Source organism: Marinobacter sp. bablab_jr003, from assembly GCF_016464245.1.
Classification (GTDB): Bacteria; Pseudomonadota; Gammaproteobacteria; order Pseudomonadales; family Oleiphilaceae; genus Marinobacter; species Marinobacter vinifirmus.
Genome location: NZ_JADARC010000046.1, coordinates 20756 through 38036, shown reverse-complemented (window position 1 = coordinate 38036; position 17281 = coordinate 20756). Strand labels below are relative to the sequence as shown.

The window sequence follows — 17281 nt, the reverse complement described above, 5'->3', positions numbered from 1 at the left end:
TTAAGATCTGCGTGTTAACATATAGTGTCAGTGATTCTTAGCCGAATTGGCAACAATTCAACACCCTGGAGCGCGCACATGATTCACCCCGTCATTATGGCCGGAGGCACCGGCTCTCGCCTTTGGCCGTTATCCAGGCAACTGAACCCCAAGCAGTTCCTGAAACTGACGGACCAACATCTATCCATGCTGCAGCTGACCGTGGCGCGGCTGGATGGTATGGAATCCGCCGATCCACTCCTGATCTGCAATGAAGACCACCGTTTTCTGGCGGCTGAGCAAATGCGCCAGGCGGGCTACAAAGATGCCCGAATTATTCTGGAGCCTTGTGGACGCAACACGGCACCGGCCATCGCTCTGGCAGCCCTGCAACTGGTCAAGAACATCGATGAAAACCAGAACCCGCTGATGCTGGTTCTGGCCGCAGACCACCTGATCAAAGATATCGCTGCGTTCCAGAGCGGCATCCAGAAAGCCATACCCCTGGCTCAGCAGGACAAGCTGGTGACCTTCGGCATAGTACCCGGCCATGCGGAAACCGGTTACGGCTACATCCAGCAAGGCCCGAAATTGGCGGACGACAGCTTCAGCGTTAGCCGGTTTGTAGAGAAGCCCGACCAGACTACCGCGGAAGAATACCTCGCATCCGGTGATTACCTCTGGAACAGTGGCATGTTCCTGTTCGGCGCCCGCACCTACCTTCAGGAACTGCAGAAACACCGCCCGGACATTCTTGCGATCTGCCAGGCAGCGCTGGACGACGCCAGCGAGGATCTGCACTTCACCCGCGTGAATGAAAGCGTATTCGCCGAGTGCCCGGAAGATTCCATCGATTACGCCGTGATGGAAAAGACCGATAACGCCGCCGTGGTAGCGCTCGATGCCGGCTGGAGCGATATCGGCTCCTGGTCCGCCTTGTGGGAAGTTTCCGAGAAAGACAGCTGCGGAAACGCATTCAGCGGTGATGTCATTGCCCATAACACAGAGAGCACTCTGGTCCGGGCAGACAGCCGCCTTGTGGCCACGGTTGGCGTGAAAGATCTGGTGATCATTGAAACCAAAGACGCCTTGCTGGTCGCCCATAAAGATCAGGTCCAGGATGTCAAAAAGGTGGTTGAACGCATCAAGAATGATGGTCGACACGAGCACATGAATCACCGGGAAGTCTACCGGCCCTGGGGTGTATATGATTCCATCGATAATGGCCACCGCTACCAGGTGAAACGCATCACCGTGAAGCCCGGCGCCAAGCTGTCTGTCCAGATGCACCACCACCGGGCAGAACACTGGATTGTCGTCAGCGGCACCGCAAAGGTAACCAATGGCGAGGAGTCGTACCTGGTGACCGAGAACCAGTCCACTTACATACCGGTCGGCCAGATCCATTGCCTTGAAAACCCCGGCGTTATTGATCTGGAACTGATTGAAGTGCAGTCCGGATCCTATCTGGGCGAAGACGATATTGTACGATTCGAGGACCGGTACGGCAGATCATGAGCAAATTCAAGTATTACCTGATTGCCGGCCTGTTGCGGATGGTTAGCTATTTACCCCTGGGAGCCGCACAGTTCATCGGCAAATGGCTGGGGCTCCTGGCCTGGAAACTGGGCGGCAGGCCAAAGAAGATCACCGACATCAATCTGGACATCTGCCTGCCGGAACTCACCGAAGAGCAGCGCAGGGACCTTTCCAGAGACTCCCTGGCCCACACCGGCATGACGGCCCTGGAAATTCCGCTGATGTGGGAGTGGCCCGTAGATAAGTGCCTTGGGTTGATCAAGGAAACGGAAGGCCTGGAGCTGGTTGATGAGGCCCTGGCGACCGGCAAAGGATTGATCTTGCTCGCGCCCCACCTTGGCAACTGGGAGCTGGCCGGCCTGTTTTTCTCTTCCCGCTATAAGATGGCCGCGCTATATAGCCCTCCGCACATCAAGGAATTCGAAGATTACATGATTCGGGTGAGGGGGCGCCTGGGCTCCGAACTGGTACGCGGCGACCGTAAAGGCCTGATGCGCCTGATGGGCATTTTGAAGGAAGGTGGCGTAGCCGGCATTCTTCCCGACCAGTCTCCCCGGGGCAAAACCAACGCCTACGCGCCCTTTTTTGGCATGGACGTGATGACCATGACCCTGGTCGGCAAGTTGGTACAGAAAACCGGGGCCAATGTTCTGGTGACCTACGCCGAGCGCCTGCCCAACGGCGAAGGCTTCAAGATTCTGGTCACTCCGGCGGAGCCTGGCATTGGTGCCGATGATGCAGTGGCCGGCGCCACCGCATTGAATCAATCCGTGGAAAAGGTGGTACGAATGGCCCCTGAACAGTACCAGTGGGAGTACAAACGTATGCGGCACCGGCCGCCGGGGAACCCGAATCCTTATAAGCCCGGGCAGATTTGCGACTAACCGCCCGGCTGCCAGGAACTACCTTAGGATTGCAAGGTTGCGGAGTAGAGTCCCAGGTAACGCTCCGCTACCGACGCAGGGCTGAACGCTGTTAATCCAGCCTGGGCAGCGTCTGCGAAAGCGGCGGCCTGCTCTGGGTTATCGAGGATAAACTGAATCGCCGAAGCCAAAGCCTCCGGGTCACCCGGAGATACCAGAAGACCATTCGCTTTATCGGAGATCAGATCAGGAATGCCTCCGGCTTTGGCCCCAACCACCGGCACACGATGTTGCATGGCCTCAAGAATCGTTGAGCCAAGCCCCTCGGAGAGTGAGGGGAACACGAAGACATCCAGAGCTGCCAACCAATCCCCGACGTTATCTTTATGCCCCAGAAAACTGACGTTGGGCAAACCCTGTGCCTGGGACTTGAGCCACTGTTCATCTGGCCCTTCTCCCAGGAAAATGAACTGCACGTCTGGCCTGAGGCTGCCCAGCAAACGCGCTGCCTCAATCGTGATGTGATAACCCTTGTGCTTCAGGAGGCGCCCCACTTGGCCAACCAGGCGTTTGGCGGGATACTGCTGCCGGATAGCTTCGACGGCGTCTGGTGCGGCGGGAAAGCCTGAGAAACTCGAGGGAATGATGACAGTGTCCACGCGGCCCAGTCGCTGTTGTACAACTGATTCAATGGCCGAACTCAGGCAGACGACGGTCGCGGCTCCGCCATAGGCCGCAGACGTCAGGCGCCCGGTTCCGATGGGATTATCGACTCGCCGTGTTACGACGTAAGGCGTTCTACGCAGGCGGGACTCGATCCAGGCCCAGTAGACTGATTTACCGTCGTGGCAATGAACGAGGTCCCAATCCCCCTTGCCGTGGCCCAGCAGAAAATGTGCAGTCTCTCGCCTACCGAGCGATTGGATGCTTTCCAGCTCAGCCCATAGACGACTCCCCGGCCGGGCCACCAGCGATTGCTGAATGCCACGCTTCGCCAGCTCCCGAATCAGGTTTACGGTCTGTCGCTCACCGCCGGAAAAACCTCCGGCCAGATTTACGTGGCAAATGTGCATACCAACTCGGCCCCGTCGATGTTTTAATGGCGGCAGTGTAAGAGATCGACCATGAAAAGGACATAACACTGTGAAGCTACTTGTAATCAGCTCCTATGTAGATACCTGGAACTCTGTTCGGCCAGAAGCCGAAATGCTGATCGGGCTGGCAAAATTGGGTGTCGAAGTTGAGCTGATGACACAACCGGATGCGGAGTACCGCTCCCGATTTGAAGAAAACGGCATCAAGGTACACGGTTTCCATCCCCGAAAGAAAATAGAGCCTGAAGCCATTCGTCGAATTCGTCACCTCCTGATCGAAGGCAAGTTTGACGCCGTGTACTGCTTTAACAACAAAGCCATCGCTAACACCAACCTTGCGGCAATCGGCCTGCCAGTCAAAGTTATGACCTATCGAGGCCAAACCGGCAATATCAGCCGCTGGGACCCAAGTGGCTACCTGACCCACTTAAGCCCACGGGTGGATCGAATTATCTGCGTTTCCAAAGCAACCCGCGATGACCTACAAAAGCACGTCTGGGGCAACAAAGACAAAGTTTGTACGGTCTATAAAGGCCACGATCTCGACTGGTACCAGGATACTCCGGTAGACCTCAAACAATTCGGCGTACCGGATGGCGCCTTTGTGGTTGGGTCGGTGGCAAATATCCGCCCCAGAAAAGGACTGCCAATTCTGCTGAAAGCCACACACCTTTTACCCGCGGACAGCAACATCCACCTATTGCTCGTGGGCCGGGGAATGGACAATCCAGAGGTTCAGGCTCTAATCCAGGCCAGCCCGATGGCCGACAGAATTCACCTGACTGGATTCAGAAAAGACGCGCCAGCCATCATTGCGTCCTGCCAGGTATCCGTGCTGGCTTCGACCAAACGCGAGGGGCTTCCAAAAACGGTGATTGAAGCTATGGCCTATGGCGTTGCACCAATCGTCAGCGATACCGGAGGAAGTGCGGAGCTCATTGAAGATGGCGTTTCCGGCATACGCGTAACGCCCGGTAGCGCTGAAGAAATTGCTGCAGGCATTCAGCGGCTGCATGAATCCCCAGAACTATGCGCAAATATGGGCCAAAGCGCTCGAGATAGAATCGCCTCGCACTTTCACGTACAGCATTCGTCTGAAGCCCTTTTGAAGGTGCTGAGGGAAACCGTCAACGGCGAGTTTTAATCCAGAGTGCTGCGTATTTGTTGAAGGCATAAATGGCGGTGGTGACGGCCAGCAAAAACCCATGCCGGCCGTCCAGAAAACCCCTTTGAAGCAGATACTTCCGGACAAATGCGCCTAAACTGTGGGTGCAGGCGGAAAACAGTGAGGCTTTCTTGCCACGGCGGGCCCGCCCCTCGGCCCAATCCTCCGCATAGCGGACGGATTTCGCCATGTAATCCGGGAAATTGGTCGCGGTATAGTGCAACAAATCCCCGTCAAGCGTTTCTACGCTGGCATCGGGACAGTGCACCTTTTCATGCACCAGAGCATTGTCATACCCGTATTCTTCACGGCGGTACAACCGGACCACTTTGTCGGGATACCAGCCAGAGTGCCGGATGAAACGACCAAAAAACCACGACAACCGCTTTACCTGAAACACCTTCTTCGCCGGAGCCTGTTCGATGGCGCGCTGAATGGAGGAGGCCAGTTCCGGGGTGACCACTTCGTCGGTATCGATCCAGAACAACCACTCGCCCTGCGCGTGGCTTTGGGCCCTCTGACGCTGCGGACCAAAGCCTGGCCAGTCGTCCGATTGGAAAATGCGCGCGCCGAATCTCTCGGCGACAGACAACGTATCGTCTGTCGAACCGGAATCCAGAATCACAATCTCATCGGCGAACGCCAGACTCTCAAGGCATTTGGCAAACTCAGGCCCTGCGTTCTTAGTGATCAGTACCGCGCTCAGTTTCACTGGCACGCCTCCAGAACCCGCTGCACGGAAATACCGGTCAAGCAGTTGTAATGGCCAAAACGGCAGGTTCGCTCAAAGCAGGGACTACACTCCACCGGATGCCGGACAATCGTCGCCTTATCCGTCAGTGGCGGTGTGAAATCCGGGCTGGTGGAACCGTAGATGGCAACCACATCAGCACCAGAAGCGGCGGCCACGTGCATCAAGCCGGAATCGTGACTGACCACTTTGCGGCAATGACTGAACAGGTCCACGGTATCTTCCAGGCGGGTTTTGCCACAAAGATTGAACACGCCCTCCTGACCATTGGCAATCTGCTCACCCGGCTCCACATCTTTCGGACCGCCCATAACCCAGACCTGAAAGCCCTGCTGCACCAGTTTTTCAGCGAGCGCCCGGTGGTTTTCAAGAGGCCACTGCTTTGCTGGGCCGAACTCCGCACCGGGGCAGATGGCAATGGCGGGGCGTTCCGGGTCCAGGCCCAGTTTACCCATCACGTCGTTCAGGTTCGCTTTGTCAATCGTCAGTGACGGTTGTGGCACATCAAACTGATAGTTCTCGTAATCCGCCTTGCTGGCCCCAAGCCCCATGTAACGCCACACGGTTTTGTCGGTGATGATAGAGCCGTCTCGGGTCGGGCGTCTGCGCCGGGCATCGGTCAGTAGAATCGAGCGCCCTTCCCCACTGAAACCAACTCGCTCGGGAATGCCTGCAAAGAAAGGGATCAGAGAGGACTTGAACGAACGCGGCAGGACAATCGCTTTATCGTATCCTTTCAGCGTTCGGGCCAATCGCCACTGGGCCTTCAGGGCCAGCTCACCACTTTTCCAGGGTGCCGCGATGCCTGTGTTGACCTCAGGCATACGGGCGATGATCGGGAGCGACCACCCGGGAGCCAGCACGTCGATTTTTGCTTGCGGGTCCTGTTGTTTGAGGGACATGAACAGCGCCTGAGCCATAACCATGTCACCCACCCAAGACGGGCCAACCACCAGATATTTCATCGATCCAGCCAAGCCAGGTAGGCCGCTACACCATTGGCAACGTCGGTGAACGAATCGGTATAGCCCGCATCACGCAACGCACTGACATCCGCCTGGGTAAAGCTCTGATAACGGCCTTTCAGCTCATCCGGGAAAGGGATGAACTCCACCTTGCCCTTACCGTGGTATTGGATGACCGCCTCGGCCACCTCCAGGAACGACTGGGCACGGCCAGTGCCCAGATTGAAAATGCCGGACTGGTCCGGATTATCATAGAACCACAGGTTCACCTTGCACACGTCGTCTACATATACAAAGTCACGCTGTTGCCCACCGTCAGAATAGCCATCCCAACCTTGGAACAGCTTGGGATTCTGGCCAGCTTTGATCTGTTCGTGCAGGTGATAGGCCACGGACGCCATCTTGCCCTTGTGCTGCTCTCTGGGGCCGTAGACGTTGAAGTAACGGAAGCCGACAATCTGGCTACGGGCAGACGGCAGAATCGTGCGCACGTACTGGTCAAACTGCCACTTGGAATAGCCATAGACGTTCAGTGGCCGTTCGCACTCGCGCGCTTCCCGGAACTCATCGCTGGCGCCGTAGACCGCCGCACTGGAGGCGTAGAGAAAAGGCACTTTGTGGTCCAGGCACCAATGCAGCAACACCTTGGAGTAGGTGTAGTTGTTCTCCATCATGAACTTGCCGTCCCACTCGGTGGTGTCTGAACACGCCCCTTCGTGGAAGATCGCCCGGATGCCCACCGGCAGGTCATTCGCCTTAACCCGCTCCAGGAACTCGCCTTTGTCCATGTAATCGGTGATATCCAGTTCCGCCAGATTACGGAAATAGGTGCCGTCGGTCAGATCGTCAACAACGAGAATGTCTGTCTCGCCACGCTGATTAAGTGCGTGGACAATGTTCGCTCCGATGAAACCGGCACCGCCAGTGACGACAATCATGGTAAGGCTCCTGAAAATTCCGTGCGGGCGGGCCTGACAACGGCCCGGAATATGGCTGCCATCTTAACCTCTTTTACCCATAGCTAAAACCGCCAAAACCATTCACATCAGTGGCGAAGAACACTGTGAACACTGCATTAACAGCCGTTTAGTACGGAAAAAAGCATATGGGACGCCTTAAGCCACCATGGTACACTTTGCGCCTTCTAGCCGGTGCCGTGAAACACCGGCGCGCCCAGATGAAAGCTAACACCGGAGGCTCCCATGTCCCAGCCAAGCAGCTACCTCGCCACTCTGGAACGGCACCGCAAAACCTTTGCAGTGATGGAAGAACACCAGGAAGCCGTCGAGCAACTGTTGGAGCTGACGCGCCAAAGCCTGAAACTGGGCGGCAAGATCATTTTCTTGGGCAACGGCGGCAGTGCTGCAGATTCGCAGCATTTGGCGGCCGAGTTTATGGTCCGCTATAAAAAAGAGCGCGGCCCCCTGGCCTCCATCGCCCTGACCACAGACACGTCCATTCTGACAGCACACCCGAACGACTACGAATTCGAGACCGTATTTGAGCGACAAGTTCTGGGCCTGGGAAAGCCTGAAGATCTGGTGATCGGCCTGACCACCTCCGGCCAGAGTGAGAACATCAACCGGGCCCTGAAAGCTGCCAACGACATGGGCGCCGCAACCGTTGCTCTGACCGGCCGGGATGGCGGCAAGGTAAAAGACATCGCCAGGCTGTCCATCATCATCAACAGTGACGAAACCGCCCGCATCCAGGAGGCCCATATGTTCATCGGCCACTGGCTGTGTGAAGCAATGGATGAGGTGGTGCTGTCGGGAGGCCTTGACTGATGCTTGATCTGGCCCGGCTGGACCAGCTTCAGAACGCCTCTGTGCTGGTGATTGGCGATGTCATGCTCGACCGCTATTTCATTGGTGACACCAACCGCATTTCACCGGAAGCACCGGTGCCGGTGGTACGTGTCGCCCACACAGAAGACCGGGCCGGCGGTGCCGCCAACGTTGCCAGAAACATCGCCCACCTTGACGGCCAGGCCGCCATTCTCGGAATCATCGGCAACGACACAGACGGTCGTTTGCTGAAAGATCTTCTAGTCAAGGAAAAGGTCCATTCCGAGCTCCTGGAACTGGACGACGCACGCACCATATCCAAAACCCGTATTATCTCCCGCCATCAACAGATGGTTCGGCTAGACATGGAAGACACCTTTCCCGTCGCCCAGGCCGAAAGCGTCAAGCAGCGTTACGGCGAACTGGTTGAGCAATACAATACCGTCATCATCAGCGACTACGCCAAAGGCACCCTCGCCTGTGTTGGTGACCTGATCCAGGCTGCGCGAAAGGCCGGCAAGCAAGTGCTGGTGGACCCGAAAAGCAAAGACTTCTCACTGTATCGTGGCGCAACCGTCATCACCCCGAACCTGACCGAATTCAAGGCGGCCGGTGGGGATGCCTCGTCCGATGAAGCGATGCTGAGTTCTGCCCGCGCCATGCTGGCCGAAGCGGGTATCGATACCATGCTGCTGACCCGTAGCGAACAAGGCATGAGCCTGATAACCCAGACTGAACATCACCATTTCCCGGCGGAAGTCCTGGAAGTGAGTGACGTCACCGGTGCCGGTGACACCGTGATCGCCACTCTGGGCACCTTGCTGAGCGCCGGGTTTGATCTGAAAGACGCCGCCTGGCTGTCCAACCTTGCGGCTGGCATTGTGGTCGCCAAACTAGGCGCCGCAACCGTTTCCCCGGAGGAACTGGCTGCCCGCGCCAGCCACCAGTGGTCGGCCAAGACCAGCGGCTACCACCCCAGTGTCGAGCAGAGCCTGCTGCACATTGATTACGCCCGACAACAGGGCGAACGGATTGTCTTTACCAACGGTTGCTTCGACATCCTGCACGCCGGCCATGTGCGCTACCTGGCCCAGGCCCGGGCGCTCGGTGACAGACTGGTTGTCGGGCTGAACTCCGATGCCTCCGTGCGTCGCCTGAAGGGCGAGGAGCGCCCGGTGAACTCGCTGGAAGACCGGATGGAAGTGCTATCCGCCCTGGCCTGTGTGGACTGGGTCATCCCCTTCGGTGACAACACTGAGGAGAACGACACCCCGGAGCAACTCATCAAACGGGTGAACCCGCAGGTGCTCGCCAAAGGCGGCGACTACTCAATCGACACCATCGTCGGCGCGGACTTTGTTCAGGAAAACGGCGGTGAGGTTGCCATTCTGCCCACGGTTGAAGGCCGTTCCACCACCGGGCTGATCAAGAAAGTTCGAGGCTGATTTGTCTGCGCCACGCTCCATCTGCCTGCTGCGCCTGTCGGCCATTGGTGACACCTGCAACGCCGCTGCAGTAGTTCATGCTATCCGGCAGCATTACCCGGAAGCTGAGATCACTTGGGTGATCGGCAAGGCTGAAGCCGCACTGATGGCGGGCATGGACGGCGTCAACTTTGTCGTGTTTGACAAGAAGCAGGGCATGGCCGCGTACCGCAACCTTCGACGCCAGCTCCAGGGCAAACAATTTGACGCCCTTCTACTCATGCAAGTCGCCCTGAGAGCGAATCTCGCCAGCTTGTGTATTTCCGCCAAGCGACGAATCGGCTACGACAAAGCCAAAAGCAAAGAGCTGCACAGCCTGTTTATCAACGAACGGGTTGAGCCGACCGACAAGGTGCATGTGTTAGATAATTTTCGACAGTTCCAGAAATCGCTGGGCATTCCTCTTGAAGCCCCCGCCTGGAACATTCCGGTGAATGCGAAAGACCGGGACTGGGCCAAAACCCAGCTCGACCCCGGTACCCGCAAACACCTGATCATCACCCCCGCCGCCTCGAACGCCGAGCGGAACTGGCTGCCTGAGCGCTACGCGGCCGTTGCCGACCACGCCGCCAGCCTGGGCTTTTCGGTTTATCTTTGTGGCGGCCCGGGAGAGCGTGAGAAGGAATTGGCTGCCAACATTCAGGCCCACGCCAAACACCCCATACGCAACATGGTTGGCCTGTCGAGCCTGAAGCAGCTGTTCGCCCTGATTGGCGAAGCAAGCCTTGTACTGGCACCAGACACCGGCCCCGCACACATGGCCGTTGCCGCCGGCACGCCGGTTATTGGCCTCTATGCCCACAGCAACCCGAAACGCACCGGCCCCTACCTGTGGCAGGAATACGTGGTAGATGCCTATACCTCCGCACTGAAGCAGATGCGAGGGGAAACGCCGGAACAAAGCCGCTGGGGCCAGAGGCTCAAGGGCGCAGAGTTGATGGAAAACATCACGACAGAACAGGTTATCGACATGTTGGACCGCTGTATTCAGGAACAGAACCTATGACCAACAAAGCCGTATTTCTGGACCGCGATGGCGTGATCAACGTGGATCACGGCTATGTTTATCGCAAAGAAGATTTCGAGTTTGTAGACGGGATTTTTGAAGCCTGCCGGCATTTTCAGGAAAGGGGCTACCTGTTGATTGTCGTCACCAATCAATCCGGCATTGCCCGAGGTATGTACTCCGAAGCCCAATTCCAGGAACTCACAGATTGGATGGTGGAACGCTTCAAGGAACAGGGCGTGACCATCTCCAAGGTTTATCATTGTCCGCATCATCCGGATTTCGAACCTGCAGGTGAACGAGACTGTGACTGTAGGAAGCCGAAGCCGGGGATGATATTGAGGGGGATTGAGGAGTTTGAGCTGGACCCGGCGGAGTGCATTATGGTCGGGGATAAACCAAGTGACGTTGCAGCAGCGGAACGAGCCGGTATCGGCACAAAGGTAAGGGTGTTGACCGGCAGCCTCTTTGTGACGTTGCCGAACAACGAGGCCTCACTATCTCTGCTAACGCATGTTGACCAGATTATCCACGATAGATCATCGGTCTAGTGTGATTACATAAGACCAAATAGAAAGCTAAGGAGCGGGAATGCTACATCAGCCTTCAATTGAGATTTCTGGCAATTCGGGATGCACCGTAAGGCTGCTTACTCATGACCAGCGAATCATGGTTGAAAAAGAATGCGCACTCCCGTCGTATATTCCGCGTCTCCAGGCACAAATTCGCAAACAAAACGACTTCCGACACGCACTTACGAACCCTGCCATAATAGTCCCAGAACTCTATGATGAAGCGGATAATCCCGGCCTCTATTCCGCACGAATGGAATTTCTACCCTACCTGAACTTCATCGACTTCCTTGGCGTTTGTTCCGTACCTGCGTTAATGCAAAGTATCAAAGCAATCGAAGGCTTCATCGATCACAACCTGCGAACCGACTACCAAACAGTTAATACGTCGGCTTTGTTAAAGCTGGATGAAATCTCTCGCAACATTTCAGGGGAGCCTCAAAAACAAGAGATCGACCAGCTCTTCGGGAATAAATTGCGAGACCGATTAACAAAAAAAGAAATTAATATTCCGAATGGTTGGTGTCACGGCGATTTTACCCTGTCCAACATCGTTTTTTCTGCCAATGGTAATTGCATCGGCCTATTCGATTTCCTGGACAGCTATATCGACTCCCCAATCATGGACCTAGTCAAGCTCCGGCAGGATACGCACCTTCACTGGTCTCTCACCAAGTCCAAAAAACCGATCTCTCATCTTCGAGTCTGCCAAGGGCTTCGGCAGTTGGATATATTCGCAAAACGTAAGCTATCAGCTCTCGGAATCTCCGGGAAAGAGTACAACATACTCCAATCTGTCAACGTTCTAAGAATTTTGCCATACGCCAACGACACAACCACTTTAAATTTCATTCAAACATCCCTGAAGACTCTGGAGGACTAAATGCATCTAATTCTACCAGTTGCTGGAAGCTCATCACGGTTCCCAGACATGAAACCCAAATGGCTCCTTACTCACCCAAGGGGCCACATGATGATTGTTGAAGCAATCAAAAAACTGGATCTGGATAAATTTGAAAGTATCAACTTGATCTGCTTACAGGAGCATGAAGACAAACATTCCGTAAGAGTCGCGATTGAGACTCAGTTTGATGAAATTGGCCACAGAGACAAACTTCGTTTTATCATGCTGGAAGAACGCACACGGAACCAGCCCGAGACGGTTTATCAAGGACTCAAGGCTGCGGGCATCAACGGTCCAATATTCATTAAAGACTCTGACAACCAGTTTTCTGCTCCCGTTAAGGAGGGAAACCACGTCTGCTGTCTGGACCTCCACGAGCTAGAAACCGTTAATGCACGAAACAAAAGCTATATAGACATTGATGAGTATGGCTTTGTGCAAAATATTGTTGAGAAAAAGATCGTTAGCTCAACATTCTGTGTGGGAGGCTACGTTTTTGAGTCAGCCCAAACCTTTATGGACACTTATGAAAAGCTGAGCAGCGACTCGCCCGACCTTTACATATCTAATATTATCTATCAGATGCTCCTGGACGGCCATACGTTCAACGCCCTGCATAGTGAAGATTATTGTGACTGGGGAACGATTCGCGAATGGAATCAATATAAGGCTCAATACTCTACGCTCTTCGTAGACCTTGATGGAACCTTGGTAGAGAATTCGGCTCAATACAACTCACCGTATTGGGGTGAAACCGATGGCATAACAAAGAACATTCAGGTCCTGAACAAACTTCACAAATCTGGAAAGGTCCAGATAATTATCACTACATCGCGGAAGGAAAGCTTTCGGGAAGCAACCATCAAGCAACTTGAGCGCCTAAATATTCCTTACGACGATATTATTTTTGGCCTGGTGCATGGCCGAAGAATCGTAATCAACGATTACGCCCGAACAAACCCTTTCAAGAGCTGCGACGCGATAAATATCAAACGTAATAGCGACGACCTAAAAGAAATGCTTGAAGAGTCTATTGGCTTTGATATTGGCATATAAAACCTGATACGAGCATTCGAATGAGCGACTTTTCTGACATTAGCGTGGTTGTCCAAGGCCCTGTGCAGAGCTTTCAGGACCGTGAACAAGAACCAGGCATTACCCAGAAATGCCTGGAGTCAGTTCGGCAGCACCTTCCTGGTAGCACGCTGATTCTCTCAACATGGCCCGGCCAGGAACTCGCTGGGCTCGATTACGATCGGCTCGTCATATCTGAAGATCCCGGGTCTAATGTCAGGTTTTTTGGAAGGGACGGCGCGCCACATCGCTTCAACAATAACAGGCAGATAGTATCAACACGTGAGGGCTTGAGAGAGGTCACCACGAAATACGCGGTCAAATTACGTAGTGACAACTATCTGACGGGAAACAACTTCGTAGCTCTGCAACGTGAATACCCCAAAAGAACCTCAACGCATTGCTTTCTGAAAGAGAGAGTTGTCGTCTCAAACGTATTCACCAGACAGTACGCTAAAGGATTCCGGGTACCCTTCCATCTCTCTGACTTTTTCTATTTTGGCTTAACCGAAGACCTGAGAACCCTTTGGGATCTCGATCTTTTTGAGGATGCCCAAGACCCTATTCACGATAATGAAGGTGCCCTGTACAAAAGTTATCCGCCCGATTGCACTCAGATGTTCTGGATAAAGGCCCTGCAGAAATTTGACACTTCAATACATGTCAACGAGTTACTTGATCGATCAGCCAGCCGGCTGGAGCAGTCTGACCTTTGTTTCGCCAACAACCTGGTAATAGCCTCCCCTGCCGACCTCGGCTTGGGGCTTTGCCAGAAGTTTCTCGGAACCGCCCGAATCTCACGTACCAAAGGGCAATGCGCCCAGTGGCAACACTGGGAGTGGCAAGAGATTTATCGCCGTTACTGCGACCCGGATTTCCCTAAAGCACCGGCTTCAGTGAAGGCAAACCTGTTTCTGAAACGCTTGGTCCATGTGCATCCTGTCAAGCTGGAGACCATCGTCAAGCTCTACAAAAACAGACGCAGCAGTGAGTCAGGCGGCATCAAATGACCCCAGCACAACATGGCCTGGCATCCGCCCTCAAGTATTTACTGCTTATCGTCATTGGCACCTTCCCTGCACTCAGCGTCATCGTTGATGGATACGGCAGTGCCCTTTGGTATCTTTTGGGGCTCGCCGGAATCGTCTCATTTGCGATCAGCGCCAACGTTCGCAGGAGACTTTGCTTTGAACCAAAGGCCCTGCTATTCGTTGCCGCACCTTTTCTCTTCTTTATGTGGTCAATCATTATTTACTGGCTCGTTGATCCCAGCGATTTCGCAAAATCCCGTGTGGAGCGACACGCCCTGCTCTTGATCAGCATTCCTGTCATCGCACTCCTGTTTCACGCGCGGTTCCGGGCAAAGGATCTGTTACTGAGTTTTTCGCTGAGCGGTCTGGTGTTTCTGGCGTATTGGATTGTGCACGACGGCGAGGGCAGGTTAGACGGACTGGTTCATGCCATCCATTTTGGCAATATCGCCCTTATTACCTTGATACTCTGCGTTGGAGGATTACTCACCCAGAGCAAGCGTCACTGGTATGTGATAGCCGCGATGGGAAGTGTTGGCGCACTGATAGCCTTTATGGAGTCCGGATCCCGGGGCGGCCTGGTTGCTTTGTTTCTGGCACTTCTCGCCATTGGATTCTGGTTCAGTGTTACCCGAAACCAAATCCGTTACTTTGTCATTACACTCGCTCTCGTCGCTTCGGTTGCCATCGTCTCAGTCAAATTTGTTGACCCAATATCCGAACGATACGAGTTAACCCTGAATGAGATTGATAAGTTCTCAGAAGGTCAGATGTATACCTCCATGGGAATGCGCCTACTCATGTGGGATGCCGCGATGAACGTTGTCACCGAGGCCCCTTTTATTGGCTCAGGTTTCTCGGGATACCGAACGGAAATCCTGACCCGGATTTCCGAAGGGCAACTAAAACCACTCATGTCAGATTTCTCTTCCGAGCCACACAATCAATACCTGTATCAGCTTGCCTCTCACGGCCTGATAGGTCTGTTTCTTCTACTTTTGATTCTGACCCTTCCCTTGTTCTACTTGGCCACACCTCGCCCTGGCAGCCATCTGAACCACCATATTCTGCGTGTTACGCTGGCTGTGATTTTTCTATCGTTCATCTTCTTTGGACTTACCATCACTCTGTTTGATCAGAGGAGAATTCTTCAGAACTTTGGGTTGTATTATGCTGTCGCAGCCTGGTTCATCTGTAACACCTATAGGGAGCGTCCACATTGAGAGCCATCATCGCTATCAGACAAATCCAAAGACACACCGGTGCGGTTAGGTGCGTGATTGAACATTGCAAGTACCTCAAGGCTATGGGCTATGACATTACGATTATTGCAGAACGCTATAACCGGGAAATCCTGGATGAGTGTGGAGCGGATTTTGTTCGCATCATGCGGTGGCCCATCAAAGGCGCCTATCGCCGAACCTGGTTTGATAAGCGTGTACAACACTGGCTGAGAGCAAACCCCTACGACCTCTTTTTCAGTCATGGTGACAGCCACAGCAATGACATCCTGGTGATGCACAACTGTGTCAGATTGCATGAAGAAACATGCGGCACACCTGAACTTGATGTTGCAGCATTCCATGACTCCGTCATCTCGGCAGGAGATTATCGGGCGCTCATCACCAACTCCAAGCTTATGGCCGATGATTTCCAGCAGCGATATTCAGTGCCCAACGACAAACTACGAGTTTTCTATCAGGGCGTTGACACCAGTCTGTTCAACGTGTCTGACAAAGAAGCACTCCGGTGTAAAGCTCGCCGAGAACTGCAGCTCCCTGAAACATCCAAGGTTGTTGGACTGATCACCTCCGGAGACTTTACCAAACGAAACGTTCGTTTCTTTCTGGAGGTCGCCGGATTTCTTGCAGCAAACACATCCTTTCCGATTGAATTCCTTGTCGTGGGGAAATCCAACAGTACTCGTTTTGCCGACCAGATATCAGTAAACGGCCTGCAGTCCCGGATTCGATTTATCGACCCGGTACCAAACGTCCACGAACTGTTTCATGCCTTGGATTTGCACATATTCCCCGCCTTACTGGAAGAATATGGCCGTGTAGTTCTGGAGGGGCTGGCCTGTGGAGTGCCTACAATCGCAAGTGACAACGTCGGCGTCGCTGAGTTGATGCAGGATCACTCAGTGCCAGAGGTAATCAGTGGCTACAACCTGGAGGAGTGGGGTAAAGCCGCGCAGAACATGCTGACAGACCCTGACGCAGGAAAGCGAGCTAGTCAGGCGGCGGCAAGTCTTGCCCAACAGTATTCAATGGTAAACCAAAAACAGGCTATGGCGGATCTATTGAGCTCTCTCATCAAACGTTAGTGGAGGCGTTGTACCCCTCAAGGAAAAACTGCCATTCACGCTCCAGCTCTTCGCCATAAGCCTTATTCAGGGAACGCTTCAACCGATCTAGCGTATTACCTTTCCAGGAAGTCCGATAAGGGGTTCGGGAGCGCAGCTCACCTTTATCAAAGTCTATCAGGTGGGTTGAAGTCTCTCCGACCAGGATGTTGAAACAGTTCAAATCCGCGTGATACAAACCCGCATCATGGAATTGACGAATCACTTGCCCGATTTCGCGCCAACGGGTTGCGTCCAGGGACAGAGCAACATCCCCTAATGGGCGAACACCTTGCAAGCGTTCGATGATAATGGCCGAGGAGTAAAGTACCCCCTTGCGCTGGTACACAACAGCCACGGGCTTAGGAACAGGAAGCCCCAAAACACGGAGCTGGACTAACAGTCGGAATTCAACGAACGCGCGCACGCGCACCTCGCCTGCGTATAGGTACCGATCACGTATCAGCTTTCCGACCAATCCTCCCCGACGGTAATGGCGAAGCACCCAATGTTCCGGGCTGCGCTCAATAAACCAGGCGCTCCCACGCCCCCCCGAAGAAACCGGCACCGCGCGCTCACCCCAATAATCAGGGTCAAACCAATCAGGGTCGAACTGCTCTGCCCACTCAGGCACCACCAGTGCGTTGATGCCATCGCGTTTTATGTGCACTTCCGTATCTGAGCCCACCACTGAACCTCTCACAAGGCCATTCACCAACAACT

General features: G+C 54.3%; 17 protein-coding genes. 12 read left to right on the top strand and 5 right to left on the bottom strand.

Going from position 1 to position 17281, the window contains the following annotated elements; all coding sequences use genetic code 11:
* The first annotated feature begins 78 nt into the window (after nt 1–78).
* Both H3Z84_RS05410 and H3Z84_RS05405 read left to right on the top strand, forming a co-directional pair.
* A complete protein-coding gene (locus H3Z84_RS05410; RefSeq protein WP_011784313.1) occupies nt 79–1497 on the top strand; it encodes a mannose-1-phosphate guanylyltransferase/mannose-6-phosphate isomerase in 1419 nt (472 codons plus the stop codon).
* Complete coding sequence (locus H3Z84_RS05405) at nt 1494–2402, top strand: lysophospholipid acyltransferase family protein (protein ID WP_011784312.1); 909 nt, start codon at nt 1494–1496, stop codon at nt 2400–2402. Before H3Z84_RS05410 ends, H3Z84_RS05405 begins: the two co-directional genes overlap by 4 nt.
* A gap of 23 nt (nt 2403–2425) precedes the next feature.
* Here H3Z84_RS05405 and H3Z84_RS05400 read toward each other — a convergent pair whose 3' ends face one another.
* Nucleotides 2426–3454 (bottom strand): glycosyltransferase family 4 protein, encoded by a 1029-nt coding sequence (locus H3Z84_RS05400; RefSeq protein WP_199452539.1) that lies wholly within the window; start codon nt 3452–3454, stop codon nt 2426–2428.
* A 70-nt stretch (nt 3455–3524) separates the two neighbouring features.
* Here H3Z84_RS05400 and H3Z84_RS05395 point away from each other — a divergent pair, with 70 nt between their 5' ends.
* Nucleotides 3525–4619 carry a glycosyltransferase family 4 protein gene (locus tag H3Z84_RS05395; protein WP_113880419.1) on the top strand — a complete coding sequence of 365 codons (1095 nt, stop codon included), beginning with the start codon at nt 3525–3527 and terminating at the stop codon, nt 4617–4619.
* On the opposite strand, the gene H3Z84_RS05390 is transcribed toward H3Z84_RS05395, so the two are convergent.
* The 3 genes from H3Z84_RS05390 to rfaD are packed head-to-tail and all read right to left on the bottom strand — an operon-like array spanning nt 4603 to nt 7294.
* Nucleotides 4603–5352: a glycosyltransferase family 2 protein gene (locus H3Z84_RS05390; protein WP_199452540.1), complete on the bottom strand. Its 750-nt coding sequence runs from the start codon at nt 5350–5352 to the stop codon at nt 4603–4605. The genes H3Z84_RS05395 and H3Z84_RS05390 overlap by 17 nt on opposite strands.
* A complete protein-coding gene (waaF, locus tag H3Z84_RS05385) occupies nt 5349–6356 on the bottom strand; it encodes a lipopolysaccharide heptosyltransferase II (RefSeq protein WP_199452541.1) in 1008 nt (335 codons plus the stop codon). Before waaF ends, H3Z84_RS05390 begins: the two co-directional genes overlap by 4 nt.
* Nucleotides 6353–7294: an ADP-glyceromanno-heptose 6-epimerase gene (rfaD, locus tag H3Z84_RS05380; protein WP_022989914.1), complete on the bottom strand. Its 942-nt coding sequence runs from the start codon at nt 7292–7294 to the stop codon at nt 6353–6355. Before rfaD ends, waaF begins: the two co-directional genes overlap by 4 nt.
* 264 nt (nt 7295–7558) lie before the next feature.
* On the opposite strand from rfaD, the gene H3Z84_RS05375 reads away from it, so the two are divergent.
* The 9 genes from H3Z84_RS05375 to H3Z84_RS05335 all read left to right on the top strand — a co-directional run bounded on the left by H3Z84_RS05375 (nt 7559) and on the right by H3Z84_RS05335 (nt 16540).
* Complete coding sequence (locus H3Z84_RS05375; RefSeq protein WP_199452542.1) at nt 7559–8143, top strand: D-sedoheptulose-7-phosphate isomerase; 585 nt, start codon at nt 7559–7561, stop codon at nt 8141–8143.
* Nucleotides 8140–9588, top strand: coding sequence for a bifunctional D-glycero-beta-D-manno-heptose-7-phosphate kinase/D-glycero-beta-D-manno-heptose 1-phosphate adenylyltransferase HldE (hldE, locus tag H3Z84_RS05370; protein ID WP_416225938.1), 1449 nt, complete (start codon nt 8140–8142; stop codon nt 9586–9588). The genes H3Z84_RS05375 and hldE overlap by 4 nt, the downstream gene beginning before the upstream one ends.
* A gap of 1 nt (nt 9589) precedes the next feature.
* Nucleotides 9590–10633 (top strand): glycosyltransferase family 9 protein, encoded by a 1044-nt coding sequence (locus H3Z84_RS05365; RefSeq protein WP_199452544.1) that lies wholly within the window; start codon nt 9590–9592, stop codon nt 10631–10633.
* Entirely contained in the window at nt 10630–11184 is a 555-nt protein-coding gene (gene gmhB / locus H3Z84_RS05360; protein ID WP_199452545.1) for a D-glycero-beta-D-manno-heptose 1,7-bisphosphate 7-phosphatase, read from the top strand. The genes H3Z84_RS05365 and gmhB overlap by 4 nt, the downstream gene beginning before the upstream one ends.
* Before the next feature lie 40 nt (nt 11185–11224).
* Nucleotides 11225–12088: an aminoglycoside phosphotransferase family protein gene (locus H3Z84_RS05355; protein ID WP_199452546.1), complete on the top strand. Its 864-nt coding sequence runs from the start codon at nt 11225–11227 to the stop codon at nt 12086–12088.
* A gap of 87 nt (nt 12089–12175) precedes the next feature.
* A complete protein-coding gene (locus tag H3Z84_RS05350) occupies nt 12176–13165 on the top strand; it encodes a hypothetical protein (protein WP_228285720.1) in 990 nt (329 codons plus the stop codon).
* A 20-nt stretch (nt 13166–13185) separates the two neighbouring features.
* Complete coding sequence (locus H3Z84_RS05345; RefSeq protein WP_194841924.1) at nt 13186–14193, top strand: WavE lipopolysaccharide synthesis family protein; 1008 nt, start codon at nt 13186–13188, stop codon at nt 14191–14193.
* The gene (locus H3Z84_RS05340) at nt 14190–15437 is read left to right on the top strand and encodes an O-antigen ligase family protein (RefSeq protein WP_153741290.1); all 1248 of its coding nucleotides are present in this window, start codon (nt 14190–14192) and stop codon (nt 15435–15437) included. The genes H3Z84_RS05345 and H3Z84_RS05340 overlap by 4 nt, the downstream gene beginning before the upstream one ends.
* The gene (locus H3Z84_RS05335; RefSeq protein ID WP_153741289.1) at nt 15434–16540 is read left to right on the top strand and encodes a glycosyltransferase family 4 protein; all 1107 of its coding nucleotides are present in this window, start codon (nt 15434–15436) and stop codon (nt 16538–16540) included. The genes H3Z84_RS05340 and H3Z84_RS05335 overlap by 4 nt, the downstream gene beginning before the upstream one ends.
* Here the strand turns inward: H3Z84_RS05335 and H3Z84_RS05330 are convergent.
* Nucleotides 16530–17228 (bottom strand): 3-deoxy-D-manno-octulosonic acid kinase, encoded by a 699-nt coding sequence (locus H3Z84_RS05330; protein WP_113880424.1) that lies wholly within the window; start codon nt 17226–17228, stop codon nt 16530–16532. The two genes, H3Z84_RS05335 and H3Z84_RS05330, sit on opposite strands and share 11 nt — an antisense overlap.
* Nucleotides 17229–17281 lie beyond the last annotated feature (53 nt).